Raw genomic sequence first — 25,897 nt, 5'->3', positions numbered from 1 at the left:
GCGGCAACCCAACGCATTCAAACCCCCGTCATCAAAATGTTTCAGACGGCCTGTTTTCCTTCCGTCCAATCCTAGCCGTTTGAAAATTTCACTATTGCATGTTGTAATCAAGAAACCATCCCTAAATTCTGTTTAATATAAACAAAAACAATCCACCTTTTCCCGTTTCCTTCACTACCATGATTTAAAACGAACATAAAACACCAAAAAATGGAATTAATAAAAATAAAATTTCAAAAAATATAAAACAACATTAAATTTAAACCTATATTTCTACTCTAATCATCTACAATCAAAAATAATCGAACCTAAAATTTTCAATAAAACATTAATTACACAGCACTACATTTTTGCTATAATTGCCGCCATTCACTCCACAACCCAAACCCAAAAGAAGAGGAAAAGCCATGGGTATCAAAGTTGCCATCAACGGTTACGGCCGCATCGGCCGCCAAGTAGTGCGCGCTATTTTCGACTACAAACTGCAAGACCAACTCGACATCGTTGCCATCAATGCCAGCGGCAGCATCGAGACCAATGCTCACCTGACCAAATTTGACACTGTTCACGGCCGCTTTGACGCCGATGTTTCCCACGATGAGAAACACCTCATCATCGACGGTAAAAAAATCCCTTACTTCTCTACCCGCAACCCAGCCGAATTGCCATGGGGCGAATTGGGCGTTGACCTGGTAATGGAATGTACCGGCGCGTTCACCAGCAAAGAGAAAGCCAAAATCCACTTGGAAAGCGGCGCGAAAAAAGTGCTGATTTCCGCTCCTGGCGGCGATGACGTTGACGCAACCGTAGTTTACGGCGTAAACGACGACGTGATTACCGACGACATGACCGTTATCTCCAACGCGTCTTGTACCACCAACTGCCTGGCACCTGTTGCCAAAGTGTTGAACGAAAACATCGGCATCGTAAACGGCGTGATGACCACCATCCACGCGCTGACCAACGACCAAACCGTAACCGACGTACGCCACAAAGACCTGCGCCGTGCGCGTAGCGGTGTGGAAAACATGATTCCGACCAAAACCGGCGCGGCAAAAGCCGTCGGTTTGGTATTGCCGGACTTGAAAGGCAAACTCGACGGCCTCGCCATCCGCGTACCGACAGTCAACGTTTCCCTGGTTGACCTGAGCTTCCAAGCAGGCCGCGACACTTCCGCCGAAGAAATCAACGCGCTGATGAAAGCCGCTTCCGAAGAAGGCCGTCTGAAAGGCGTTTTGGGTTACAACACCCTGCCGCTGGTTTCCATGGACTTCAACCACACTACCCAAGCCAGCACATTTGACTCTACGCTGACCAAAGTCACCGCAGGCAAAATGGTTAAAGTATTCGCATGGTACGACAACGAGTGGGGCTTCAGCTGCCAAATGCTGAACACCGCGCGCCGTATGTTCGGTTTGGAAGTACGTCCGTTCTAATCGGCTTCCAACACAAAGGCCGTCTGAAACATCTTTTCAGACGGCCTTTTGTATTTCCTTTAAAATATCGCATTCCCATTTATTTTCAGACGGCCTCTTCATGTTTCCCAACGAATCCGCCCCCAATCTGCTGCAAGGCTTAAACCCCGAACAACTCTCCGCCGTAACCTGGCCGCCGCAATCCGCCCTCGTTTTGGCAGGCGCAGGCAGCGGCAAAACGCGCGTGCTGACCACGCGTATCGCATGGCTTTTGCAAAGCGGACAAGCCAGCGTGCACAGCATTATGGCGGTAACGTTTACCAACAAAGCCGCCAAAGAAATGCAGACCCGTTTGGGCGCGATGATTCCCATCAACGTCCGCGCCATGTGGCTCGGCACGTTCCACGGCCTCTGCCACCGCTTTTTACGCCTGCATCACCGTGACGCAGGCCTGCCCTCTTCCTTCCAAATCCTCGACAGCGGCGACCAGCTTTCCCTGATCAAACGCCTGCTCAAAAGCCTCAACATCGCCGAAGAAATCATCGCGCCGCGTTCGCTGCAAGGCTTTATCAACGCGCAAAAAGAATCCGGTTTGCGCGCTTCCGTCTTGAGCGCGCCCGATCCGCACACACGCCGCATGATTGAGTGCTACGCCGAATACGACAAAATCTGCCAACGCGAAGGCGTGGTCGATTTTGCCGAACTCATGCTCCGCAGCTACGAAATGCTGCAAAACAACGAAATCCTGCGCCAACACTACCAAAACCGCTTCAATCACATTCTGGTCGACGAGTTCCAAGACACCAACAAGCTGCAATACGCCTGGCTGAAACTGATTGCCGGCAACAATACCGCCGTCTTTGCCGTCGGCGACGACGACCAAAGCATCTACCGCTTCCGCGGCGCGAACGTCGGCAACATGACCGCGCTGATGGAAGAATTCCACATCGACACGCCCGTCAAACTCGAACAAAACTACCGCTCCGTCGGCAACATCCTCGCCGCCGCCAACGCCGTCATCGAAAACAACGACGAACGCCTCGGCAAAAACCTGCGCACCGACGCTGAAGCAGGCGACAAAATCCGCTATTACTCCGCCTTTACCGACCTCGAAGAAGCCCAATTCATCGTAGACGAAACCAAAGCCCTCGAACGCGAAGGCTGGGATTTGGACGAAATCGCCGTCCTCTACCGCAGCAACGCCCAATCGCGCGTCATCGAACAAAGCCTGTTCCGCAGCAGCATTCCCTACAAAATCTACGGCGGCTTGCGCTTTTACGAACGCCAAGAAATCAAACACGCGCTCGCCTATCTGCGCCTCGCCGTCAATCCAGACGACGACAACGCCCTCTTGCGCGTGATTAATTTCCCACCGCGCGGCATTGGTGCACGCACCATCGAGAACCTTCAGACGGCCTCAAACGAACAAGGCATCACCCTCTGGCAGGCAGCCTGCAATGCCGGCGCAAAAGCCGCCAAAATCGCCGCCTTCGTCCGCCTGATTGAAGCCCTGCGCAACCAAGTCAGACAAATGCCCCTGTCCGAAATCATCGTCGGCATCCTCAAAGACAGCGGCCTGACCGAACACTACAAAACCCAAAAAGGCGACAACCAAGACCGTCTCGACAACTTAGACGAACTCGTCAACGCCGCCATCGAGTTCAAACCCGAAGACAGCAACTTTGAAACCCTGCCCGACAACATTTCAGACGACCCCGCCTTCCCTATCCTCGCTTTCTTGAGCAACGCCGCCCTCGAATCCGGCGAAAACCAAGCAGGCGCAGGCGAAAAAGCCGTACAACTGATGACCGTCCACGCCTCCAAAGGCTTGGAATTTAACGCCGTCTTCCTCACAGGCATGGAAGAAGGCCGCTTCCCCAGCGAAATGAGCCTTGCCGAACGCGGCGGCCTCGAAGAAGAACGCCGCCTCATGTACGTCGCCATCACCCGCGCCCGCAAACGCCTCTACATCACCATGGCACAGCAACGCATGCTGCACGGACAAACCCAATTCGGCATCGTCTCCCGCTTCGTCGAAGAAATCCCACCCGAAGTATTGCACTACCTGTCGGTCAAAAAACCCGCCTACGACAGCTACGGCAACATGCGCCAAACCACCGTACAACGGGATAAAATCCTCGACGACTTTAAACAGCCGCAAACCTACGCAGGCTTCCGTATCGGCCAAAACGTCCGCCACGCCAAATTCGGCACAGGCGTCATCATCGATGCCGTGGACAAAGGTGAATCCGCCCGACTGACCATCAACTTCGGCAAACAGGGCGTAAAAGAGCTGGATACCAAGTTTGCGAAATTGGAAGAGATGTAGAAGGGAGATGGCAGAGGCCGTCTGAAAACGGGAGGAGCAATTTTGCCGAAACCTCCGCTGTCATTCCCTCGCAGGCGGGAATCCAGAAGTAGAAATGTAGGTTGAATACTCGTATCCAACAAAAACATTGACGCGTCTATCGTTTCCGAAAAAAACGCTGTTGGAAAATGTCGGATTCGAGAATCCGACCTACGGCTGCTGCTTTTGGGGTGATGAAAAAGCAGCCTGCACTTTAAATTTCACTCGTTTCCCTGCTCATAAGATTTCAAACAATTGTGCCAACAGCACATCCTGCAGCACCACCCGCGTTTCGGCCTGCCGAAGCAGCCGTGCGAGTAGTGCATCGATTTCTACGCCCGAAACAGTTTGACGCAGGCTGGATAAAGCCTTCATGCGGTTTTTTTGTTCGAATGCATCTTCCATACCAGGTTTGACACAAAAATACCAAAACGGCTCGGTCCTCATGTGGTAGAGCGGCATGCCGAAATTTTCTTGGTGGTATGCGTTTGCCACCCACCGCTGCCATTGCTGTCTGAATATTGCCTGCCATTCTTCCAAAAGCGTATCCGAAAAATCAATTTTTTCTGTGTGCAGGCTGCCTGATTCATACAGCAGGCATAAACTGTATAGAAGGATGAATTTATGCGGGGCACGGTTGTTTGCTTGTGTAAAACTTGTATGCAGGCTGCGGAATTGTTCCGCATATTTTAATAATGCTGCCAAATCTTTCATACCGCTTCCTCCTGCAAACTTTGCAATACCTCCTCCGGTTGCCAATTCAATGCGCGGCAATAATCAATAAACTCAAAGATATCCAGCCGCCTGTCACCTGTTTCCACTTTTCCTACGAACGAATGCACCACATTCATCCGTTCCGCCAATGCACGCTGCGACAACCCCAAATCCAATCTTCTGCGGATAAGGAGTTGTCGCAAATAGGTGTGTTCGGCAGAGTGTACCGACAAACGAATATTTCTCATGCGCTCCGATTTTAGGTACAATCACGCATGCACCTGTTTTAGGTGCAAATAAGAAATATGTATAAAAATGACCGTAATACCCATACACCCTGCCAACCCGTTCGACGCTATACGCCAAAACATCACTGAAGAATATTTGAGCGAAACGCAGCACTACCCTTGGATTGTTACCTTTTCAGGCGGCAAGGACAGCACCCTTGTCGCCCATTTGGTGTTTGACATGCTGCTTTCGCTGCCGCCGATGCTGCGGACGCGGCAGGTGTTCTTCATTTCCAACGACACGCTGGTGGAAAGCCCGCTGGTAGTGAAACACATGCGCCAATCTTTGGCAGAAATTCTGCGTGCCGCTGAAATTTTCAGGCTGCCCGTCAGCGGCGAAATCACCGTGCCGAAATTGCAGGACACCTTTTGGACGCTACTCATCGGCAAAGGCTACCCCACGCCCAACCGCTCAATGCGCTGGTGCACCGACCGCCTGAAAATCCAGCCTACTAGCGGCTACATCCTGCAAAAAGTAAACGAAAACGGCAAAGCCATCATCGTACTGGGCGTGCGCAAAGACGAATCTGCCACCCGCAAAGCAAGTATCGAAAGCCACCAAAACTTGGAAAACAGCAATCTGACCCCGCACAGTGATTTGAAAAACGCGTTGGTGTACCGACCGATTGTCGATTTGAGTACCGACGACGTGTGGGAATTCCTTGCTGCCAACGACCCGCCCTGGGGAGGCGCACACAGCGATTTAATCAAGCTCTACCGCGAAGCCGCCGGCGGCGAATGTCCGATTGTGCTGTCGCAGGAAGAAGCCCCCGGTTGCGGCACCAATTCCAGCCGCTTCGGCTGCTGGACGTGCACGGTGGTCAATAAGGACAGAAGCCTGCAGGGCTTTGTGGACGCGGGGAAAACCGAATTCACACCGTTAATCGAATACCGCGACTGGCTGGTGGACATCCGCAACAAACCCGAATACCGCCAGGCCGAACGGCGCAACGGAAAACTCACGTTCAAAGGCGGCAAACACATCCCCGGCCCGTTCACCATCGCGGCGCGGCAGGAAATGCTGGCGAAGCTGCTAAAAGTGCAGGCTGCTTTCGGCGAAGAACTGATTTCGCAGGACGAAATCGACCTAATCAAGCGAATTTGGACGGAAGATCTGATTAACACTTACTCAAGGAATAAAAATGAAGACGGAAACACGGGAACAGGTGGCTGATTTGCTGCTGTGGAGTGATGAAAATGCCAGAAATCTGATGGAGAAAATCGCTGCCGAACATGGTGTATCGCCCGATGCGCTGGCCGATTTGGCGGCATGGGAGCGCGAGCAACAGGAACGGATCCGCAAACGCGGCATGACCGAAGTATTCGATGAAGTTTTTGAAAACAGGAAATATTGGGGCTGAATATGTGGATACATTCAATCAGGCTGCTTAATTTCAAATCCTACCAAGAAGCGGCCTTCTCCTTTCCCGAACCGAAAAACGGGCAGAACATTGTTTTAATCGGTGCGATGAACGGGCACGGCAAAACCACTTTGTTGGAAGCGGTTTACCTGTGCCTGTATGACGCGGATGCGGTCAGCCATTTGCAGCGGGCCGGCTTGAACAGCAAAGATGTCAATTACCCGAATTTCCTGCAGGCTGCCCTGCATCACAAAGCAGCGCCGCAATACGGCCGATACCGCATCGAGCTGGAAATTGAAATCCGCCAACGGCGGCAAGGTAAGATTTGCGGCCTGAAAATCCGCCGGAAATGGCATTTCAATGAGAAAAGGCAATTTGAACGCGAAAGCACCGAAACGCGGGCAGACGTGCTGGTTGACGACCGCTACCTGCCTGTCGATTTAGCCGAATTGGACAAATATCTCAACACTTACGCCCTGCCGTTCGATTATGCGCCGTTTTTCTTTTTCGACGGCGAAAAAATCGTGCAGGCTGCAGAACGTAGCGGCACGGGTATGTGGCTCAATACCGCCCTGAAAGGCCTATTGGGCGTAACCCTGCTGACGCGGCTTGCAGACAGCCTTGGCGATTACCGCAAACGCTGCATTTCCGAGAACGCGGGCAAAAAGATGCAGGAAGATTTGGACAAAGCCGAAAGCGCATTGACTTCTGCCCAAGTGCAATATGATGTATTCCGTGAAGAATGGGAAAAAGTACAACAGGAATGGGCGCATTGGGATGCGGAAAGAAGCAGGCTGCAACAGCAGATCGGCGGCGGCAGCGACATCCGCACTTCGCAGGATTTGCTGATGCAGCGGGAACGGCTGGAGAAGGAAATGGACGATTTCAATGCGAAGGTCAAGGCGGCGGTTAAAGCCATGCCGCTGGCCTTCCTGCCTTCAGACGGCCTGAACGCTCTAAAAATCAAACTCGAACGAGAAGCCAACCGCCTGCACCATGAAGCCGGCAGGGAGCAGATTGCGGGACGGGTAAACGATTTTTGGAGCGCGTTTGTCGGCAGCGGCAAAGTCAAAGAAGTATTGGGGCGTTCGGCTTGCGCCATTTTGGAAGACCCGCTGATGAAGGAAGCTGTAGCCGAATGCTGGAACGAATTATTTTACCCGTTGCCTGAAAATTGCGCCGAAACTATCGAGCACAACTATCTCTCGAAAAACGCCCATGCTGAAATCCAAAACGAAATCAGCCGCATACAGGGTATGCCACAAGGAAGGATAGGCAGCCTGCTGGCCGATATCGAACAGCGGCGGAGCGAACAAAAACAAGTCTTGGAAGAATTGGAGCTGCTCAAAGGCAGCAACAAAGACGAACTGGTGGAACAGCTCAAACAGGCGAACAAGCAGGCCGATATACTGAAAGAACGTTCGGGCAGCCTGAAAAGCAACGTGTTGGAAAAAGAAAAAGAATGCCGGCGCAAAAAGGATGAAGTCAGCAAACTGCAAGACAAAATCAGCGACAGCAACCCGCTGATGGTGAAGTCGCGCCGTGCGGGACAGGTAGAAAAAGTTATTGCCGCATTGACCGATGCTCTAATGCGGCAAAAGGCGGGTGAAATCGGTGAAACCGCCACCCGCATCAACCGCACCATTGCACACGATGACCGCATCCACAAAATCAGCATCGAAGCCGACGGAAGGATGGGGCTTTACGGCCGCGACGGCAGGGAAGCGCAGGTCGATTTGTCGGCCGGACAAATGCAAATTCTGATTATGTCGCTGGTGTCGGCATTGGCGGAAGTTACCCACTATCCTGCCCCCTTTGTCATCGATACCCCTTTGGCACGTTTGGATGAGGGCCACCGAGAAGGTTTGTTCAAGCATTGGAGTGGGCTGGAACAGCAGGTGATTTTGTTGTCGCAGGACACCGAAATCACCCCCGAAGTGTACCGCCGTCTCGACCCGCATATCGGCCGCACCTATCTGGTGGAAGCCGAATCACTGGACAGCGCGGGCGCATGTTCACGTGTAACTGCCGATGTTTATTTCGAATAATTAAAGGAACAATACATGTATCTGCTGCCAGACAACCGCCAGTGGGATTCCGACTATTTCCATACCCTGATTAGCGACAAACACATTATTTCCAGCAGCGAAGCCAAAGCCATACGCGAAAAACTCACCCACGCAGGTGCGTTGCCGCATCTGGACAACAACTACGAGTGGGCGGTACTCTGTATCGGCTATTGCTTTGCCAAAGGCTGGGCTCGCCAGCCGGAAAATTTGACTGCCGCCCCCGATACCAAAGGCATCGACATCCCTTCTTTCCAAACCTGCTTTCAAGACCATTCGCGGCTTTGGCTTGCCCTGTTGAGCGAAACCCTGTTCCACATCAGGCAAGGGAAACCGGCGGGAAAAGATGATTTGTACAAACTAATTGCCGACCTGTGGCATACCGGCGCGCTTGGTTTGCATGCGTTTTGGGAACGTTGCAGACAATTCAAACCCGATGACGATTTGGCACAACGGCAGGCCTTTTTGAACGAATTGGCTGAATTGGCTGTTAAAAACAGTAGCGGACGGCAACATGCAGGAGAGATTTCTAGTTCAAGCGAATTTCCCGCAGAAAATGTCGGAACACTCGATGCAGCCCGCATCAAACTTAAAACCGCACTGGACAAAACAGTCGGCAAGGGCGGCACGATACAACTAGAATACGTCGGCGTGCGCTACGACTGCTTGCGCGTACAGTTCGACTGCTATGTGGATTTGGAAAAATACCACAGCCAGATTTGCTCCGAATTAGGCATCGGCGATGACGAAATGCGCTGCGGACGCATACGCGGCGAAGCCAATACATGGCACATCAATATCCTGCGCCCGCAAGACACTTGGCGGCAATACGGGCAAAGTGAGTTTCAGACGGCCTTACAGCAATACCGCGCATCGGCACAGCAATTCAGATTGCCAGTGTGTATCGGTTTGGACGAACGCGGCGAACCCGTGTTTCAAGATTTTGCCACCGCGCCGCATGTGATGGTAGGCGGGGAAACGGGGGCTGGGAAATCGGTACTGGTGCGCTCAATGCTGGCTTCCCTGTTCGAACTCGCTCCTCAGAATGAAACGGAAATCGTCGTGTGTTATTGCAAAGTTTCTGCGGATTTCGCCGCCTTCAAAGACCGTCCGAATTTATGGCAGGGGCGCATAGTCAGCGATGCGGAAGAAGCTGCTGAAATATTGTCGTCTTTTGCTGACGAGATGGATAAACGATACCGCCTGATGGACGAATACGCTGCAAAGGATATTGCAGAAGTCCCACAGCACGCCCGTCCAAAATATGTTGTTATCGTGATTGACGAACTGGCCGACCTTATCGATGTCAGCAGTGACGCAGAAGGGCATTTGGTACGGCTGGCACAAAAAGCGCGCTCCGCAGGAATGTATCTGTTATTGGCAACGCAACGCCCCGATGCGAAAACACTCAGCGGCCGCCTACGTGACAACCTGCCGACCAAAATTGCGTTGAAAACAGGCAAACGCCAGTCTTCCGAGATTATCTTGGGCGAGCGCGGTGCTGAAAACCTGACGGCCAAAGGCGATCATTTGGTCAAATGGAACAATGAAGCAGCACGTTTTCTGCACGGGTATAATGTATAATTTGTTCAACCATCCTTTGCAAAGGTCTCAGGCCGTCTGAAACTTAAATGGGGTTTCAGACGGCCTTTTCCTTTGGGGATTAGTGATTAGGCTTTAGGTTCGCCATCATTCTCTGCTTTGGGTGGAACGGGTGCAAACCAGCCGACCAGAAGCAGCAGCAGGCCGACGATGATGAAGGAGGCGATGCGTTCGATACCGCCGCTGTTGGAAAGCTCGATCAGGAAGAGTTTGACAACTACGATGCCCATCAGTGTCGCGCCTGTCATCCAGTAGGAACGCTGTTTGCGGCGGTTACCGAGTACCATCAAGATGATGGCGGTTACTGCCCAAACGACGGAGAGGCTGGCTTGCAGGCCGAAGGATTGGAGCATGATGTCGAGACGCCAAGTGATGCCGTCGTAGAAATGCCATACGCGCATCACGCCTGCGCTGATCAGCATAAATGCCAAGGCGGCGACTGCGGTTGCCGTGGTACGGCGAAGGTCGGGCGGTAAGGCTTCGGGCAGAGATTTCAGGGCAAACCAAAGCATGCCGGCGCTGGCAAGTTCCAATGGGTTAAGCCCGGGAATATACGGCAACGGCGAAGGTTGGAACGGCGTGGAGAAGTTGGTCCACAGCATCCAACAGGCAGCGGCAAGGGCGCACAACGGCATAGCAAAATGCTGATAAATGGCTTGATGCCGTCTGAAAAATTCGCGGTGGCGCTGCGTATGGAAAACAATCCACATCGCCAGCGGCACGACCAGCCATGAAAGCTGAGTCCAAACGCCAGAGAGAAGGCCGCCGACATACAGCGCGGTCCAAAGCGTCCAAAGTCCGCCGAGTATCGTGATATTGAGTTTGTGCAACCAAATCAGATCATGGCGCGGATAGTTGTTCAAAATAATGAAGTTCAACACGGTGGCGGCGACAAGCGGCAAGGCTGCGGCGGCTGTCCATGCGTGTTCGGTATGATAGAAGACGAAATGCAGGGCAAACACGGGCAGGAATGCCAAGTTTGCCTGCAACAGCTCTTCCCATTTCAAACGTTTGGCAAACAGCAGCAAGCCGGCAAATATCGGCCACAGCCACAACTCGATAAACAGGGTTTCCTCGCCTGTCCATTGCATATAGAGGGCGTAGCTGCCTGTTGCCAACGCAGTAAGCAGGATGATCCAGCCTGAAACCTGCGCAAAGTAAACCTCGTTTCCTTCCGACTTTTCGCTTGCAACCGGCACGCGTGGATATTGCAGCGCGTAGGCAGCCGCAAAAAGCAAAGGCGTAGCGGCAATAAGGTACAGATGGCTCAGGAAGCCTTGGGATTCATAAATGATGCTGGATTGCAGCAACAGGGCGAACAATACATTGCCCAAGGTAAATGTGATAAATACATTCGGCTCATGTTTGCGCCGGCAGAATGCCCACGCCGCTGCCAAAGCAGAGAGAGCGACAATGCTGCCTTGGTCGGCCAAGAAAAGCAAAGGCAAAATAGAGATGTACAGCAAGGCGGCAGACAACACGGCCGTCTGAACGGATTTTTCCCATTGCGCCGAACCTTCGCGACGCGAGAAATACCACAGCAAGTAAATCGCTGCTCCGCCAAGCAACACCACAATCGTCGTAAACCACTGCCCTTCCAGAACGGTATCCGTGCCGAAGCCCTGATAATTGCCCAGCTGAATCAGCGCCGCCAAGAGATAAACCATCAGCGCACCCAAACGGATATGCGGACGCTGTTGGCGCAAACCGAAGAAATAAACCAGTGCGGATTCGGCACTCCACAAAATGACCGTATTGCTCGGTTCAAAATAAAGCGGAACGGCAATCGTGAGGAACAATACCGCCAACGCAAAAAACGCCTGACGCAAAATATACAAACCCTGCTGACGTTTCAGTAGCAGCGCGGCCAGTCCGTACACCGCGGCAAAACCCAATGCGGAAAGCGCATCCGCAGACGGCCAATGCTCCACCATGCGGTATTGCAGGCCGAACGCCGCCGCCATCGTGCCAAACAATAAAGTATGGTCGAGGACATGAACGCGCAGGCCGTGTGTATAAATACTCTTGCCGATTTCTTCCAAAGTCGCATTGTCGGCAATCGGCGTAACGCCGTCTTCGCTGTTTTCCGTCAGCTTACGGCGTGCGAACAGATACGCGATAAAGGTATAGAGCAGCCAGTGGTAAATCAAGAAAGGCTCGGTAGTGGCAAAATGTTGCGGCGTATAACTTCGCATGCCCCACAACGCAGCAATCGCAAAAGTAGCGGCAAAACCCGTCAGGTTCAGCGGACGCCATGCCTTAAACCAAGCAATCGCGGCCACACCGGCATTGAGCAGGGCAAGATAAGAAAACAGCACCAAATAATTGCCGCTGCCGTCTGAAGTCAGCAAAGGCGCGGCCATACCGCCGATTAAAGCAACCTGCGCCATAATCTGCGCGTTCTGCCTTACCGCCAGCCACGCCATCAGCACAACCATCGCCACCATCAGCCCGAACACGACCGACACAGGCAGCAGCGGATGCAGTTTCAACGCCGCCAAGGCCGTCAAATACATCACCGCCACGCCGAAACCCTGCAACACCAAGCCATATTCACGCTTACGGCTTTGCAGCTTCCAGCCGCCGACCACCGCCGCCAAACCCGCGCCTGCCACAGTCAGATAACGCAGCTCCACCGGCACATGAACCCGCTCGGAGGCATAGCGTAAGAGGAACGCCAAGCCGAGGAACAGCACCACAATACCGGTTTTCAACAGCGGATTACCGCGCAAGAACCAAGCAACAATCGGATTGTCGGAAAACTTATACTCTCCGCCTTCCGACTGAGCTTTATGGATAACGAATTGACGCGATGGCGCTTCTTCGCTTTCAGACGGCATCGAAGCAACAACAGCCTCATCTTTAGGCAGCCCTGCTTGTTCAGCAGCAACCGGAGCAACCGCCTCGACAACTTCTTCCACAACAGGCTCAGATGAAGCAGAAGCCTTGGTAGGTACAGGATTAATAGGTATAGAAAAAGAAGGGGCAAACGCTTCCTCAATTTTCTGCTTAACAGGCGCAGCTTCCGCCTCTGGCTCAACTCGGACATGAAGCGGCTCAGAGGCCGTCTGAACATCTGCAGCAGCCCGAGCCTCAAGCCCCTGCCCTACCTTCGCCTCATCACGGACAACCTCATGCTCCAACACCGACAAACGCCGTTTCAACAGCTCGATTTCCTGCTCCAGCTTCTGCATCCTGTCGCCTGCCGTAGCAGATTCAGCCAAACGCTCTTCTTGACGCTGTTTGGCAATCGACCAAGCAACCAGCCAAAACAACGACCCAATAATCACGCCCGTGGCCATCTCATCAAGAAAATAGCCGATAATAATAGGAATAAGCAGGCCGAAAAACTGCATGAAACACCTGTTTGATAACAATAAGAATATGCCGATTGTAACACCGGCAACATTATTCATGAAAAAAAGAGACAAAAGGCCGAGAATAAAAGCATACGGCGAATAGAATGTAGAGAATCGGAATAGAAAAAGGCCGTCTGAAAATGTTTAGGGATTTTCAGACGGCCTTAAGCATGTTTCCTTTATGTATCATGAATACATCAACAGATAAGCAATAATTTACCGAATATTATTTGCAACGCATCAGCGTACGCATCCGCCAAACTTTTTTACCTGAGCCGTCAGTCGAATAATCACGGAATCTTTGCGTCAGCACGCCTCGGTTTAACGAAAACTCAAAATTATCGTTATAAATCTGCGTACCTTGCTCCGGCTCCTCTTCCCGAATGCGTGCCGTACCTGCAATTTTATCGGTCGAATAAATTCGATAATTCAGTTTCGTATATTTCGCACCCCATTCCCATCCCTTTAATTCAATTGATTTTTTACCTATTTCAATATAAAAGCCGCTATCTTCCGACACATCGACATTATCCACAGCAGCGTTACGCTCTTTCTCATTTGCAGCATAACCCATGGCACATAAAGCCCTTACATGTTTGGGCGAAACCTTCCCTTCATACTTCCCGGCCCATTTTCCTTGAAACACTTGCGGAATATCTTGGGCTACAGCTTGGAATCCAAGAAGAAGTAAACCGGCGGTCAGAACAGATTTTAAAGTGAGCGACATTATTTTTGACCTTTCAAGAAAGAGTGTTCAAATCAATATGAATAATACAGGAAACGGAAAGAATATAAAAAGGTCGTCTGAAAACCATAAGATAGGTTTTCAGACGACCTCGGATGGGTTTTGGATTTCAAACATCGCGTGCGTGCGTACCGCACACACCCTACACCCGATGCCCAGTTTCAGTAGGTCGGATACAAGTATCCGACCTACTGCCGGCTGAAAACCTGATTTTCAAGTTTTCAGACGACCTTGGATGGGTTTCAACAACAGAGCGCGCATACTACACACACGTGGTTGGAGAGAGATACATGACTTACTCTTATCAACCCTAGCGACGATTTTGAGAGAACGCAAAAACAATCGCAAAAAAGGTTAAAATTAAGACATTTTTTAATGCCTGTAAAAATTCTGTATCAAAAAATAGCCACTGTACGCAAGCTGATATAAATAACGATTTCAGAGAAATAAAAATTAGAAATCCCATCTTGTCTAGATTTTCGTTATAGTCCCAAAATATACTTACAAGTGGACACCATAAATGTTTTGTCATTAATTTAGATAGCCAAAAAATTGGAACATATAAGATAAGCACAATGAACCATACAAAAATATTAGCGTATCCACCAGTCATTGGGATTTCAGGTAAATACATGCCAACATATTTAGCTTGATTCAAATAAACCTGATTTGTATCTAGAAAGTTATTTAATATTATTGGTATGGAAAAGGAGGCTAAGATAATGAGATAAGTAAATGTATAAAAAAATACTTCCCCAATAATTTTTTTTACTTCAGATCTCCTCTTGGCTTTTATATCATTAGGATAAGAGGACATATCTTGAGTAGGTATCCGAGCAGAATCTCTAGATATCCCTTCTTCACATTTATATCTAGATTTTTTCCATAAGCTGGTAAATATACCTATAATAATAGCTGTAACAATACCGCAAACAATGTTTAAGGCTATTGATTTCAAATCATTCGAATCAAGCATTTTACTTCCTTAAATTTGGATAAATCAAAAACGTAACAGTTGAATATTTGTGCGTTCTCAATGCGCCTCTTCCCAATTCATTCCCACGCCCACCTCAGCCACCAGCGGCACGTTCAACATCCCCTCATCCACTTTCGCCATAATCTGCGGCAGTTTTTCTTTGACCAAATCCAGTTCGGCTTCAGGTACTTCCAACACCAATTCGTCATGCACCTGCATAATCAGTTTGCTTTGCAGGTCATCTGAAACCAACCAACGGGATACGTCTATCATGGCGCGTTTGATGAGGTCGGAGGCGGTGCCTTGCATGGGGGCGTTGATGGCGGCGCGTTCGGCTCCGGCGCGGGCGTTGGCGTTTTTGTTATGGATGTCGGTCAGGTAGAGGCGGCGGCCGAACAGGGTTTCGACGAAGCCTTGGGCGGCGGCTTGTTCTTTGGTGCGCTGCATGTATTCGGCGACGCCGGGATAGCGGGCGAAGTAGCGGTCGATAAAGTTTTTGGCGGAGATGTTGTCGATGCCCAATGATTTGGCAAGGCCGTATTGGCCCATGCCGTAAATGAGGCCGAAATTGATGGTTTTGGCGTAGCGGCGTTGTTCGGACGAGACGTTTTCAGGGGCAATCCCGAACACTTCGGCGGCGGTGCGGCGGTGTACGTCTTCGCCGTTTTGGAACGCGGTAATCAGGGTTTTGTCGCCGGAGAGGTGCGCCATGATGCGCAGCTCGATTTGGGAATAGTCGGCGGAAACGATGACGCTGCCTTGCGGTGCGGTAAAGGCACGGCGCACGCGGCGGCCTTCTACGGTGCGGATGGGGATGTTTTGCAGGTTGGGGTTGTTGCTGGCGAGGCGGCCGGTAATGGCGACGGCTTGGGCGTAAGTGGTATGCACGCGACCGTCTTTGGGGGAAATCATTTCGGGCAGTTTGTCGGTGTAGGTGGATTTAAGTTTCGCCAGGCTGCGGTTTTGCAGGATGATTTTGGGCAATGGATAGTCGGGCGCGAGCTGTTCGAGCACGGCTTCGTTGGTGGAAATGCCGCCTTTGGCGGTTTTTTTCAGGCCTTTGGTGGGGATGCCCATTTTATCGAACAGGATTTCTTGCAGCTGTTTGGGCGAGTTGAGGTTGAACGGCTGTCCTGCGGCGGCGTAGGCTTCTTGTTCGAGCTTCATCAGCTCGGCGCCGAGTTCGGCGCTTTGACGGGCGAGTTCGGCGCGGTCGATTTGTACGCCGTTGCGTTCCATTTCAAACAATACCTGCGCGACGGGCAGCTCCATTTTTTCATACATTTCAAGCTGTTCGTCGTCCATTTGCACGCGTAGGTGCGCTTCGAGGCGCAGGGCGAAATCAGCGTCTTGGGCGGCGTATTCGGTCGCCTGCCCGATAGCGACATCAGCAAAATTGATTTGCTTCGCGCCTTTGCCGCACAATGATTCGTAGGTAATGGTTTCCAAGCCCAGCCAGCGTTCGGACAATTCGTCCAAGCCGTGTCCGAGATGGCTCTCGATGATGTAGGAAGCGAGCATGGAATCGCCGGCAATGCCGTTCAGCGCGATGTCGTAGTTGGCGAAAACGTGTTGGTCGTATTTGAGGTTTTGCCCGATTTTTTTCAGGACTGGGTTTTCCAAATGCGGTTTCAGACGACCTAATACGTCTTGCAAATCAAGTTGTTCGGGTGCAGCAGTCAGGCTGTGTCCTACGGGGATGTAAACCGCTTCACCTGCTTGGAACGCGATGCTGATACCGACCAGCGAGGCGTTCATCGCGTCTAGGGACGTGGTTTCCGTATCGATGCCGATTGTATCCGCCCGCGACAGTTTATCCAACAAGGCGGCAAACTGCGTTTCGGTGGTAACGGCTTGATAATCCAGTTTTTCAGGGGCCGGTGCGAGTTCGGGTTGTTTTTCAGGCTGTGTTTCAATCGCCAATGCGGCTTGTTCGCCGATATGCTCACTGCCAAATAAATCTGTGTTTTGCGCTTCGTGCATACGGCTTTCCGCCTCTTTCAGCCAAGTACGGAAGCCCCAGCGTTTGAAATCGACAACCAGTTGCGCCCATTTAGGCGTAGTGCGGCGCAGGCTTTCGAGGCCGTCTGAAAGCTCAGTGTGCAAATCCACATCGGTTTTAATCGTTACCAAATCATACGACAGCGGCAGTTGTTCCAAAGCGGCTTGCAGGTTTTCACCCACTTTGCCTTTGACTTCGCCAGCGTGTCCCATCACACCAGCCAGCGAACCGTAGGCTTCCAGCCATTTCACCGCGGTTTTCGGGCCGCATTTTTCCACGCCCGGCACGTTGTCCACCTTGTCGCCCATCAGCGCGAGATAATCGCGGATTTGGTCGGGACGCACGCCGAATTTTTCCTTAACGCCTTCAATATCCAGCGTCTCGCCACTCATCGTGTTCACCAGCGTTACGCGCTCGTTCACCAACTGCGCCATGTCCTTATCGCCAGTAGATACCACCACGTTCCACCCTGCTTCGCTAGCCATCTTAGCCAAAGTGCCGATAACGTCATCCGCTTCCACCTGCGGAATCACCAACACCGGCCAGCCCATCAGGCGCACCAAATCCGGCAAGGCTTCCGCCTGCGGGCGCAAATCGTCCGGCATCGGAGGGCGCGTCGCCTTATAGTCGGGGAACATCTCGTGGCGGAAATTCTTACCCTTCGCATCAAACACCACCGCGCAATAGTCGTGCACATAATCCGCACGCAGCCGACGCAGCATATTCAACACGCCATACATCGCCCCAGTCGGCGCACCGTCGGGCGCAGACAAATTCTGCCCCATGGCATGATAGGCGCGGTAAAGATAAGAAGAGCCGTCAACGAGAAGGAGTGTGGGTTTGTTGGACATGGGGAACCTGCTGTGTGTATGAAAATAATGTACGGATTATAAAGGAAAAGGCTGTCTGAAAACCGAAAATCAAGTTTCAGACGGCCTGATGTTTACATAAATATACGGTTTCAGGTATTGCGCCTCAGAATCCCATCTTGTATATTTGTATTCAAATGAATACAAACAAAATCAAACGAATATGAATGCAACGAACCGTATCCCAATTAGTGTGCGCATCACTCAGGAAGATGCTGATTTTATTGCCGAACTTAAAATCGAAGGAGCGAATACGCCGTCTGAAAAAATCCGCGAACTGCTCAAGCTGGCGCGCTTGGCGCATACGCAGACACGCGATTACGGCTCCGCACTGACAGCGCAGGAGCAATTTTTCCAAGCGGCAAAACACGACATCTTGCACGTTGAAAAACAGGCCGGAGTGCATTCGCATATCGTGGCGAGGTTGTTTGAACAGCTTCCCGACTTAGGCGCAACACTTGCCGCCGACCTGCCCGAAGAAGCCGACCTCGACGATTTGAAAAAATACGAGCGTGAACTGATGTGGCGCATCGTCCGCCTCACCGACAGCATCTTGCAACTCGCCGTAACCGGCAAAGGCGCGGCATACGACGACAGCGTATTGCAACAGCTTGAAAACACTTTGAAACTGGCGAAGATTGTGCAACAGGCAAATGAAGTGTGAGGCTGTCTGAACGACTCCCCTTCCCCTCATTCCTAAATACTAATGCTCAACATCGAAGGCAGAGGCAACAAGATGGAAAAATGGATAGCAGAAGCATACAAATTATTTGCATCTTACAACGTGCGCTTCCCGCTAAATATCTGCACTTGCAATAGTTGCTCTCCCGAAGATTTCCAACAGGCGCTACTGAAATATCCGTTACGCGAAATTCCTGCTGATATGTTGCAAGCGTATTTGGGCAGCGCGCCTTTAGACGATGGAGCCGCGACAGCTTTAGACATGAAGCATTTTCTGCCGCGTATTTTGCAGGCTTTGGTCAACAAAGAAGATGTCCGATCTCTTGATGAAACATTGCTCGATAAATTGCATTGTGATTTACCTGAATGCTGGACAGAAGAAGAAATCGATTGGCTAAAACGTTTCGCCGTCGCTTGGTTTGACTCGCAACTGACTACGCCACGCTACGAAGGCTGCTTGGTCGTTTGGCTGAATATGTTTCAATTTGCCGGATTGGATGTTATCGACGCACTGCTGGCATTGTGGACGGAACAGGCGGATAAAACGGCAGCTTTACGCGAATTTATCGACTTGTACTTAGAAATTCCGTATGGAAGCGACAAGCCGGATTGGTACAAAGTCTGCTATCTGCCCGAGCATTGTCCGAATAGAACGCAATTCGACGCCCAACTGTCGGCTTGGTTTACCCACCCGGATACCCGCGCCACATTCAGACGAGCTTTAGAACAAGCCCTGCTGGAAGGCAAAGAAGACGAAAACGAAACATTGTTATGGGAGCAATGTTACGACTGGTTGGCACAATCAGATGCCGGCTAAACACAAAATTTCTCATGATTTCATAAAGAAAGGAAAATCCAAATGAGCGAAACCCTATCCCGCCGAGTAGGCCGTCTGGTAAGCGGCGGTTTTCATGCCCTGATTGATGCGGCGGAAAACCTTGCACCTGAAGCGGTCATGAACGAAAGCATCCGCGAAATCGAGCGCGCAGTAGATGAAGTGCGTGCTGAATTGGGCAAAGTGTTGGCACAGAAACATCTTGCCGCCAAGAAAATGGCCGATGAAAGCAACCGCCACGAAGCCATCGATGCTAATCTGCAAGCCGCCGTAGATGCCGGTCGCGATGATCTTGCCGAAGCGGGTATCGCCGAGCAGATGGACATCGAAGCGCGTCTGCCTGTTTTGGAAAACACCATCGCCGATTGTGCCGCACAAGAAAAAGAGCTCGAAGGCTTTATTGCCGCCCTGCAGGCGAAAAAACGCGAGATGCAGCAGCAGCTGCAAGACTGGCGTGCCGCACAGCAAAGCATGGGGACAGGCAAAACAGCCGGCGGCAACGGCAGCGACCTCAACCGCATTGCCCGTGATGCCGAAAAAAGCGGCAATGCCTTCGACCGTGTGATGGGTCGCCAAAACTCAATACACAGTAGTACTGATGCGGCGCAGTTGGCAAAGCTGAAAGAACTGGAAGACTTAAGCCGCAACAACCGCATTGCCGAAAGATTGGCGGCATTGAAAGCGAAATCATAAGCCATATTGAGAAAATCTCGGTTTCAGACGGCCTCTATCTTCACGGGGCCGTCTGAAAAAAGAAAACCATACACACCTCAATAACAAAAAGATGCCGGATTGGGAAAAATCCTGTGAATTACGACCAATTAATAAAAATACCCATATCCAATCGGCTTAACTTTAAAATAAAATATATGCCGTCTGAAAATTAAAAAGAATAAGGAAATGCAATATGTGGAATTTAATCAACGCCCCCGAAACTGAAATCTTCGGCATTGCCATTGCGCTGATGGTTTTGCTCGGTGTGTTGGAAGTCATTTCCATGCTGGCAGGCGGTATCAGCGACTGGTTGGACAACCTATTGCCCGACAGTCTGACCGAAACCGCGCACGCCGAAGTCGGATTAGATGTGGCTGACGCAGGCATATTCGTACGTTTCCTGAGCTGGCTGTATGTCGGACGTATCCCGGTGTTGATGTTGATGGTGGTGTTCCTTGCCGTATACGGACTGACGGGTTATCTGTTTCAGACGGCCTTTGCCACTGTATTTGGCAGTTATCTGAATGGCACGCTGGCAGCAGTCATCGTTTGGTTTATTTCCCTACCCTTAGTACGAGTAACGGCTAGTGGTTTATACAAAATTATGCCGAAAGATGAAACCACTGCCGTTTTGCAGGAAAGTCTAATCGGCCGCGTCGGTACGGTGGTGTTGGGCGAAGCTCGGATAGGCAATGCGGCGCAGGTGCGCGTGAAAGATGCTTACGGCCAACAGCATTATGTGATGGTAGAGCCTGACTCTGAAGATGTATTAAAACAAGGAGATGCGGTATTGCTGGTGTCGTTGGACGAAAATACATTTAAGGCGATTTTAAATCCGAGCGGCAGCTTGGTGGATTAAGGCCGTCTGAAACTGCTGATTTATCGATACGGTAAAAATAGATACTTCACCGCCCTATCCTCACTATCTAGAAATTTGAAATAACAATTAGAAAAAACACCCCCTATGATTTCAACCCATATTTTTTAACCCTTTCAGACGGCCTCTTTCTCTCAAAGCCTTCTGAATCCACCGCCCCCAAAGGCATCTTAACAAGAAGAAAGGAAAAACCATGAATTTGGTCTCCATCGGCACCATCGCCGGCGTCATACTCGTCGCGCTGTTTGTACTCGGCCTCATCCTGACCCGTCTGTATCGCCGTGCCAGCAAAGAAGTCTCATTTGTCCGCACCGGTTTTGGTGGCGAAAAAGTCATTATGAACGGCGGCGCGATGGTGCTGCCCGTGTTGCACGAAATCATCCCCGTCAACATGAATACACTGCGCCTTGAAGTTCGCCGCGCTGCCCAACAAGCGCTGATTACCCGCGACCGTATGCGCGTTGACGTGATGGCTGAATTTTACGTCCGCGTTAAACCCAGCGCCGAGAGCATTGCGACCGCCGCACAAACGCTGGGTATGAAAACCATGTCTCCCGATGAGTTGAAAGACCTCGTTGAAGGTAAATTCGTTGACGCCCTGCGCGCCGTTGCCGCCGAAATGGCCATGGAAGAACTGCATGAAAAACGTGTTGATTTCGTTCAGAAAGTACAACAAGTCGTGAGTGAAGACTTGTTTAAAAACGGTCTCGAACTCGAAACCGTTTCCCTGACCGGCCTCGACCAAACCAGCTTTGAGTTCTTTAACCCGCAAAACGCCTTTGACGCGGAAGGTTTGACCAAACTGACCGAAACCATCGAAGGACGCCGCAAAAAACGTAACGAAATCGAACAAGACACCGACTTGGCAATCAAAACCAAAAACCTCGAAGCCGAGCAGCAACGCCTGAAAATCTCGCGCGAAGAAGAATACGCCAAACTCGAACAAGAGCGTGAGATTGCCGTCCGCCGCGCCGAACAAGAGGCCAGCATTGCCGAACAAGAATCTCAGAAAAAACGTGAAGCGGAAGAAGCCAAAATTGCCGCTGAACGCGAAGTGGATTTAAAACGCATTGCCGCCGAACGCGACATTAAAAACGAAGACATTAGAAAAGCCCAAGCCGTTGAGCAGGCCGAGGTTGAACGCCGCAAAGCCATCGAATTGGCCGAGCAAGACCGCGCCATCGCCGTTGCCGAAAAATCGCGTGCTGAATCCGAAGCCAAAGCCGAAGCCGACAAAGCCCGTGCCGCCGCCGTTCGCGAAGAAGAGAGCGTGATTACCGTACGCGAAACCGAACGCGCCGAGCGTGCCAAAGCGGTTGAATTGATTGCTGCCGAAGAAGCCGCGCAAAAAGATGCAATTTCGCTCACTGTTGCCGCAGAAGCTGAAAAACAAGCTGCACAAGACCGCGCTGAAGCAGTGCGCATTGCCGCCGAAGCAGAAGCCGAAAAACACCGCCTGCAAGCCAAAGGTGAGGCCGATGCCAAAATTCTGTTGGCACAAGCGCAAGAGCAACAATACAAGGTTGATGCAGAAGGTACCCGCGCTGTGAACGAAGCTGCCAACGTCCTGAGCGTTGAACAGGTTGAAATGCAAGTCCGCCTTGCCCTCTTGAAACATCTGCCTGACATCATCCGCGAATCCGTCCGCCCAATGGAAAAAATCGAAGACATCAAAATCTTGCAAGTCAATGGTCTGGGTGGCTTTGCCGGTGGTACAAATGATGCAGAAGGTGTTTCAGACGGCCAAACCACACAAGCCAGCCTTGCAGATCAAATGGTCAACAGTGCCCTGCGCTACCGCAGCCAAGCCCCATTGGTTGACGGTCTCTTGAAAGAGTTGGGACTAAATGGTGGCGACATCAACGGTCTGACCCAAGGACTGGATAAAACCATTGACCAATCATAAACGAATGCCGTAATAATGATTTAAAGGCCGTCTGAAACTTTTCAGACAGCCTTTTTTATATGCGAGCTCAGAAAAACGCTAATATTTTCAATACTGATAAATTCAATTCTATTGCAATTGCAATAAATTAGGAATCATCCAATCTATTTTTTTGAGGATAAAAAGATTGGGTGGGCTATTTTAAATGTGAATCACAAGGCTAACTACTTCAATAATGATCCACCAATAATTTAATCATAAAAACCTGTTCTACCGTTTCGATTTCAAACTTGCCATCTACTCATCTATCGACATTTCAATATCAAACCGCTTATCTTCAGGCAAATAAAAAAGCACAACATTTTGTTGTGCTTTTTCTTGATGAACCCACATTACTTGTTTTTTTGCGAACGAAGGTAATCCAAAGTTTTCAGCTGGGCAATGGCTGCTGCCAATGCTTTGTGCGCTTCGGCCAGAGATTTATCATCTTTGGCTGCAGAAACACCTGCCTCGGCTGCTTTTTTAGCTGCTTCAGCACGCGCCTGATCCATTTCTGTACTGCGGACGGCAACGTCTGCCAATACAGTAATCTTATCAGGCTGTACTTCTAAAACGCCACCGGAAACGGCAACCAGCACTTCTTCAGCTTCACCCGGAACAGTCAAACGCAATGCGCCGGGGCGTACCAAACTCATAATCGGCTCGTGTCGTGGATAAATACCAAGCTCACCTTGAACGGTCGGAACCACCACAAAGCTGGCCTCGCCCGAATAGATGTTTTGCTCGCTACTAACCACTTCAACTTGCATGGTGCTCATGCCGGCCTCCTTAGTTTAAGGTTTTCGCTTTCTCAGCCGCTTCTTCGATGCCGCCTACCATATAGAACGCTTGTTCAGGCAGATGGTCGTATTCGCCGTTCAAGATGGCTTTAAAGCCGGCGATGGTGTCACGCAATGAAACATATTTGCCTGGAGAACCGGTAAATACTTCGGCAACGTGGAACGGTTGAGACAGGAAGCGTTGGATTTTACGGGCACGCATCACAGTCAGTTTGTCTTCGTCAGACAATTCGTCCATACCCAGAATGGCGATAATGTCGCGCAATTCTTTGTATTTTTGCAGAGTAGACTGTACACCGCGCGCTACGTCGTAGTGTTCTTGACCCAATACCATCGGATCCAATTGGCGTGAAGTAGAGTCAAGCGGATCAACTGCCGGGTAAATACCCAAAGATGCAATATCACGGCTCAATACGACGGTCGCGTCCAAGTGGGCGAAAGTTGTCGCTGGAGACGGGTCAGTCAAGTCATCCGCAGGTACATATACGGCTTGGATGGAAGTAATGGAACCAGTTTGGGTAGAGGTAATACGCTCTTGCAAACGACCCATTTCTTCAGCCAATGTCGGTTGGTAACCCACTGCAGAAGGCATACGGCCCAACAGTGCAGATACTTCGGTACCGGCCAGAGTGTAACGGTAGATGTTATCAACGAAGAACAATACGTCGCGACCTTTACCGTTTTCGTCTTTTTCGTCACGGAAGTATTCGGCCATAGTCAAACCAGTCAAAGCAACGCGCAGACGGTTGCCCGGAGGTTCGTTCATCTGGCCATACACCATGGCTACTTTATCCAATACGTTGGAATCTTTCATCTCGTGGTAGAAGTCGTTACCTTCACGGGTACGTTCACCCACGCCTGCGAACACGGACAGACCGCTGTGCGCTTTGGCGATGTTGTTGATCAATTCCATCATGTTCACGGTTTTGCCCACACCGGCACCACCGAACAGACCTACTTTACCGCCCTTAGCAAACGGACACAGCAAGTCAATCACCTTAATACCGGTTTCCAACAATTCGGTAGTTGAAGACAACTCGTCGAATTTTGGAGCAGTTTGGTGAATGGCACGGCTCTTGTCGGTATCGATCGGACCTGCTTCATCAACAGGTGTACCCAATACGTCGACAATACGACCCAATGTACCTTTACCTACCGGCACAGTGATTGGCGCACCAGTATTGCTTACAGACATGCCGCGTTTCAGGCCGTCTGAACTACCCATTGCAATAGTACGGACAACGCCATCACCCAGAAGCTGTTGAACTTCCAGAGTCAGACCGTTCTCGTCCAATTTCAGGGCATCGTAAACATGCGGGATAGCGTCGCGTGGAAATTCCACGTCAACCACCGCACCAATAACTTGTACGATTTTGCCTTGGCTCATTATCGTATCCTAATTTCCTGTTCAGGCTTCAGACGACATTAAACTGCCGCTGCACCTGCTACAATTTCTGACAATTCTGTGGTAATCGCGGCTTGACGCGATTTGTTGTACACCAAGCGCAATTCTTTGATGGCATTGCCTGCGTTGTCGGTTGCGGCTTTCATCGCTACCATACGCGCGGCTTGTTCAGATGCCATGTTGTCGCTCAATGCCTGATAAACCACAGACTCTAAATAGCGGCGAACCAAATATTCCAATACGGCGATAGGACTCGGCTCGTAGAGGTATTCCCAAGTAAATGAAGAATGACCTGTTCCGTCGTCAATAACGTTTTCACCGATAGGCAGCAAAACTTCCATACGCGGCTCTTGGCGCATTGTATTGACGAAACGTGAATAAACCATATGGATACGATCTAATTCATGCTTCTCATAACGTTGGAAGATTTCGGTCAGAGGGCCGAGCAGCAATTCCATTTTTGGGGTATCGCCCAAATTGGTTGCGCTGGCAATAACATTCAAACCGATGCTTTGGCATGCAGCCAAACCTTTACTACCCAGGCACACGACTTCGACTTCGATGCCTTGTTCCTGATACTCTTGAACTTGCGCCAAAAACTTTTTCAGTACGTTTGCGTTCAAGCCACCGCACAAACCTTTGTCCGAGGTAATCAAAATGAAACCGGCACGACGCACTTCGCGGTGCGGCTCCAACAATTTGATACCATGATCGGCATTAGTCTGTGCAAGATGACTCATCACTGTACGCACTTTTTCGGCGTACGGACGCGCTAAGCGCATCCGGTCTTGAGTCTTCCGCATTTTAGAGGTCGACACCATTTGCATCGCTTTAGTGATCTTTTGGGTATTTTGAACACTACGGATTTTGGTGAGAATCTCTTTTCCGACTGCCATTTCAGACTCCTTTCATCTCAAT

Annotated in this window: 20 protein-coding genes; 11 read left to right on the top strand and 9 right to left on the bottom strand. The window is 50.7% G+C overall.

Going from position 1 to position 25,897, the window contains the following annotated elements:
• Positions 1 to 407: 407 nt before the first annotated feature.
• Positions 408 to 1,436 (top strand): type I glyceraldehyde-3-phosphate dehydrogenase, encoded by a 1,029-nt coding sequence (gene gap, locus HMPREF2560_RS03170; RefSeq protein ID WP_070606186.1) that lies wholly within the window; start codon positions 408 to 410, stop codon positions 1,434 to 1,436.
• A gap of 100 nt (positions 1,437 to 1,536) precedes the next feature.
• Positions 1,537 to 3,744: a DNA helicase II gene (uvrD, locus tag HMPREF2560_RS03165; protein ID WP_070606188.1), complete on the top strand. Its 2,208-nt coding sequence runs from the start codon at positions 1,537 to 1,539 to the stop codon at positions 3,742 to 3,744.
• Positions 3,745 to 3,999: 255 nt separating this feature from the next.
• On the opposite strand, the gene HMPREF2560_RS03160 is transcribed toward uvrD, so the two are convergent.
• Positions 4,000 to 4,476 carry a hypothetical protein gene (locus HMPREF2560_RS03160; protein WP_063068390.1) on the bottom strand — a complete coding sequence of 159 codons (477 nt, stop codon included), beginning with the start codon at positions 4,474 to 4,476 and terminating at the stop codon, positions 4,000 to 4,002.
• A complete protein-coding gene (locus tag HMPREF2560_RS03155) occupies positions 4,473 to 4,724 on the bottom strand; it encodes a helix-turn-helix domain-containing protein (RefSeq protein ID WP_049331660.1) in 252 nt (83 codons plus the stop codon). The genes HMPREF2560_RS03160 and HMPREF2560_RS03155 overlap by 4 nt, the downstream gene beginning before the upstream one ends.
• Positions 4,725 to 4,791: 67 nt before the next feature.
• Here HMPREF2560_RS03155 and dndC point away from each other — a divergent pair, with 67 nt between their 5' ends.
• Genes dndC through HMPREF2560_RS03135 form a run of 4 tightly spaced genes read left to right on the top strand, consistent with a single transcriptional unit; the run spans position 4,792 to position 9,774 of the window.
• Positions 4,792 to 5,937 carry a DNA phosphorothioation system sulfurtransferase DndC gene (dndC, locus tag HMPREF2560_RS03150; protein WP_063076790.1) on the top strand — a complete coding sequence of 382 codons (1,146 nt, stop codon included), beginning with the start codon at positions 4,792 to 4,794 and terminating at the stop codon, positions 5,935 to 5,937.
• Positions 5,906 to 6,124: a DNA modification system-associated small protein gene (locus HMPREF2560_RS03145; protein WP_009425188.1), complete on the top strand. Its 219-nt coding sequence runs from the start codon at positions 5,906 to 5,908 to the stop codon at positions 6,122 to 6,124. Before dndC ends, HMPREF2560_RS03145 begins: the two co-directional genes overlap by 32 nt.
• Before the next feature lie 2 nt (positions 6,125 to 6,126).
• Complete coding sequence (gene dndD / locus HMPREF2560_RS03140; RefSeq protein ID WP_049258440.1) at positions 6,127 to 8,172, top strand: DNA sulfur modification protein DndD; 2,046 nt, start codon at positions 6,127 to 6,129, stop codon at positions 8,170 to 8,172.
• 15 nt (positions 8,173 to 8,187) lie between these two features.
• Complete coding sequence (locus HMPREF2560_RS03135; protein WP_070734908.1) at positions 8,188 to 9,774, top strand: FtsK/SpoIIIE domain-containing protein; 1,587 nt, start codon at positions 8,188 to 8,190, stop codon at positions 9,772 to 9,774.
• Between the two features lie 86 nt (positions 9,775 to 9,860).
• Here HMPREF2560_RS03135 and HMPREF2560_RS03130 read toward each other — a convergent pair whose 3' ends face one another.
• From HMPREF2560_RS03130 to polA, 4 genes are all read right to left on the bottom strand, one after another.
• Positions 9,861 to 13,148, bottom strand: coding sequence for a DUF2339 domain-containing protein (locus HMPREF2560_RS03130; protein WP_141748398.1), 3,288 nt, complete (start codon positions 13,146 to 13,148; stop codon positions 9,861 to 9,863).
• A gap of 229 nt (positions 13,149 to 13,377) precedes the next feature.
• The gene (locus tag HMPREF2560_RS03125) at positions 13,378 to 13,878 is read right to left on the bottom strand and encodes a hypothetical protein (protein ID WP_070606199.1); all 501 of its coding nucleotides are present in this window, start codon (positions 13,876 to 13,878) and stop codon (positions 13,378 to 13,380) included.
• Between the two features lie 328 nt (positions 13,879 to 14,206).
• Positions 14,207 to 14,872, bottom strand: coding sequence for a hypothetical protein (locus HMPREF2560_RS03120; RefSeq protein WP_070606201.1), 666 nt, complete (start codon positions 14,870 to 14,872; stop codon positions 14,207 to 14,209).
• A gap of 57 nt (positions 14,873 to 14,929) precedes the next feature.
• Positions 14,930 to 17,725: a DNA polymerase I gene (gene polA, locus HMPREF2560_RS03115; RefSeq protein ID WP_070606203.1), complete on the bottom strand. Its 2,796-nt coding sequence runs from the start codon at positions 17,723 to 17,725 to the stop codon at positions 14,930 to 14,932.
• Positions 17,726 to 17,906: 181 nt separating this feature from the next.
• On the opposite strand from polA, the gene HMPREF2560_RS03110 reads away from it, so the two are divergent.
• The 5 genes from HMPREF2560_RS03110 to HMPREF2560_RS03090 all read left to right on the top strand — a co-directional run bounded on the left by HMPREF2560_RS03110 (position 17,907) and on the right by HMPREF2560_RS03090 (position 22,756).
• Complete coding sequence (locus HMPREF2560_RS03110) at positions 17,907 to 18,407, top strand: hypothetical protein (RefSeq protein WP_070606205.1); 501 nt, start codon at positions 17,907 to 17,909, stop codon at positions 18,405 to 18,407.
• Positions 18,408 to 18,479: 72 nt separating this feature from the next.
• Entirely contained in the window at positions 18,480 to 19,241 is a 762-nt protein-coding gene (locus tag HMPREF2560_RS03105; protein ID WP_070606663.1) for a hypothetical protein, read from the top strand.
• Positions 19,242 to 19,283: 42 nt separating this feature from the next.
• Positions 19,284 to 19,952, top strand: a complete 669-nt coding sequence (locus HMPREF2560_RS03100; protein ID WP_070606208.1) for a PspA/IM30 family protein — start codon at positions 19,284 to 19,286, stop codon at positions 19,950 to 19,952.
• 214 nt (positions 19,953 to 20,166) lie between these two features.
• Positions 20,167 to 20,832 (top strand): YqiJ family protein, encoded by a 666-nt coding sequence (locus HMPREF2560_RS03095; protein WP_070606209.1) that lies wholly within the window; start codon positions 20,167 to 20,169, stop codon positions 20,830 to 20,832.
• Positions 20,833 to 21,043: 211 nt separating this feature from the next.
• Positions 21,044 to 22,756 carry a flotillin family protein gene (locus HMPREF2560_RS03090; RefSeq protein WP_049336014.1) on the top strand — a complete coding sequence of 571 codons (1,713 nt, stop codon included), beginning with the start codon at positions 21,044 to 21,046 and terminating at the stop codon, positions 22,754 to 22,756.
• A gap of 371 nt (positions 22,757 to 23,127) precedes the next feature.
• Here HMPREF2560_RS03090 and HMPREF2560_RS03085 read toward each other — a convergent pair whose 3' ends face one another.
• Genes HMPREF2560_RS03085 through atpG form a run of 3 tightly spaced genes read right to left on the bottom strand, consistent with a single transcriptional unit; the run spans position 23,128 to position 25,875 of the window.
• The gene (locus tag HMPREF2560_RS03085) at positions 23,128 to 23,553 is read right to left on the bottom strand and encodes a F0F1 ATP synthase subunit epsilon (protein ID WP_049331696.1); all 426 of its coding nucleotides are present in this window, start codon (positions 23,551 to 23,553) and stop codon (positions 23,128 to 23,130) included.
• A gap of 10 nt (positions 23,554 to 23,563) precedes the next feature.
• On the bottom strand, positions 23,564 to 24,961 hold the full coding sequence (gene atpD / locus HMPREF2560_RS03080) for a F0F1 ATP synthase subunit beta (RefSeq protein ID WP_003683789.1): 1,398 nt from the start codon (positions 24,959 to 24,961) through the stop codon (positions 23,564 to 23,566).
• 38 nt (positions 24,962 to 24,999) lie between these two features.
• The gene (gene atpG / locus HMPREF2560_RS03075; RefSeq protein WP_004519003.1) at positions 25,000 to 25,875 is read right to left on the bottom strand and encodes a F0F1 ATP synthase subunit gamma; all 876 of its coding nucleotides are present in this window, start codon (positions 25,873 to 25,875) and stop codon (positions 25,000 to 25,002) included.
• Positions 25,876 to 25,897 lie beyond the last annotated feature (22 nt).

This window comes from Neisseria sp. HMSC078H04 (assembly GCF_001838135.1).
Lineage (GTDB): Bacteria > Pseudomonadota > Gammaproteobacteria > Burkholderiales > Neisseriaceae > Neisseria.
This window is presented reverse-complemented; position numbering and strand designations above follow the sequence as displayed.

Bases quoted from the DNA above. Each gene is read 5' to 3' on its own strand.
- atpD (WP_003683789.1), bottom strand. From the start codon at position 24,961: ATGAGCCAAGGCAAAATCGTACAAGTTATTGGTGCGGTGGTTGACGTG.
- HMPREF2560_RS03095 (WP_070606209.1), top strand. From the start codon at position 20,167: ATGTGGAATTTAATCAACGCCCCCGAAACTGAAATCTTCGGCATTGCC.
- atpG (WP_004519003.1), bottom strand. From the start codon at position 25,875: ATGGCAGTCGGAAAAGAGATTCTCACCAAAATCCGTAGTGTTCAAAAT.
- HMPREF2560_RS03155 (WP_049331660.1), bottom strand. From the start codon at position 4,724: ATGAGAAATATTCGTTTGTCGGTACACTCTGCCGAACACACCTATTTG.
- HMPREF2560_RS03145 (WP_009425188.1), top strand. From the start codon at position 5,906: ATGAAGACGGAAACACGGGAACAGGTGGCTGATTTGCTGCTGTGGAGT.
- uvrD (WP_070606188.1), top strand. From the start codon at position 1,537: ATGTTTCCCAACGAATCCGCCCCCAATCTGCTGCAAGGCTTAAACCCC.
- HMPREF2560_RS03160 (WP_063068390.1), bottom strand. From the start codon at position 4,476: ATGAAAGATTTGGCAGCATTATTAAAATATGCGGAACAATTCCGCAGC.
- HMPREF2560_RS03105 (WP_070606663.1), top strand. From the start codon at position 18,480: ATGGAAAAATGGATAGCAGAAGCATACAAATTATTTGCATCTTACAAC.
- HMPREF2560_RS03135 (WP_070734908.1), top strand. From the start codon at position 8,188: ATGTATCTGCTGCCAGACAACCGCCAGTGGGATTCCGACTATTTCCAT.
- dndD (WP_049258440.1), top strand. From the start codon at position 6,127: ATGTGGATACATTCAATCAGGCTGCTTAATTTCAAATCCTACCAAGAA.
- HMPREF2560_RS03130 (WP_141748398.1), bottom strand. From the start codon at position 13,148: ATGCAGTTTTTCGGCCTGCTTATTCCTATTATTATCGGCTATTTTCTT.
- dndC (WP_063076790.1), top strand. From the start codon at position 4,792: ATGACCGTAATACCCATACACCCTGCCAACCCGTTCGACGCTATACGC.
- HMPREF2560_RS03085 (WP_049331696.1), bottom strand. From the start codon at position 23,553: ATGAGCACCATGCAAGTTGAAGTGGTTAGTAGCGAGCAAAACATCTAT.
- gap (WP_070606186.1), top strand. From the start codon at position 408: ATGGGTATCAAAGTTGCCATCAACGGTTACGGCCGCATCGGCCGCCAA.
- polA (WP_070606203.1), bottom strand. From the start codon at position 17,725: ATGTCCAACAAACCCACACTCCTTCTCGTTGACGGCTCTTCTTATCTT.
- HMPREF2560_RS03125 (WP_070606199.1), bottom strand. From the start codon at position 13,878: ATGTCGCTCACTTTAAAATCTGTTCTGACCGCCGGTTTACTTCTTCTT.
- HMPREF2560_RS03110 (WP_070606205.1), top strand. From the start codon at position 17,907: ATGAATGCAACGAACCGTATCCCAATTAGTGTGCGCATCACTCAGGAA.
- HMPREF2560_RS03090 (WP_049336014.1), top strand. From the start codon at position 21,044: ATGAATTTGGTCTCCATCGGCACCATCGCCGGCGTCATACTCGTCGCG.
- HMPREF2560_RS03100 (WP_070606208.1), top strand. From the start codon at position 19,284: ATGAGCGAAACCCTATCCCGCCGAGTAGGCCGTCTGGTAAGCGGCGGT.
- HMPREF2560_RS03120 (WP_070606201.1), bottom strand. From the start codon at position 14,872: ATGCTTGATTCGAATGATTTGAAATCAATAGCCTTAAACATTGTTTGC.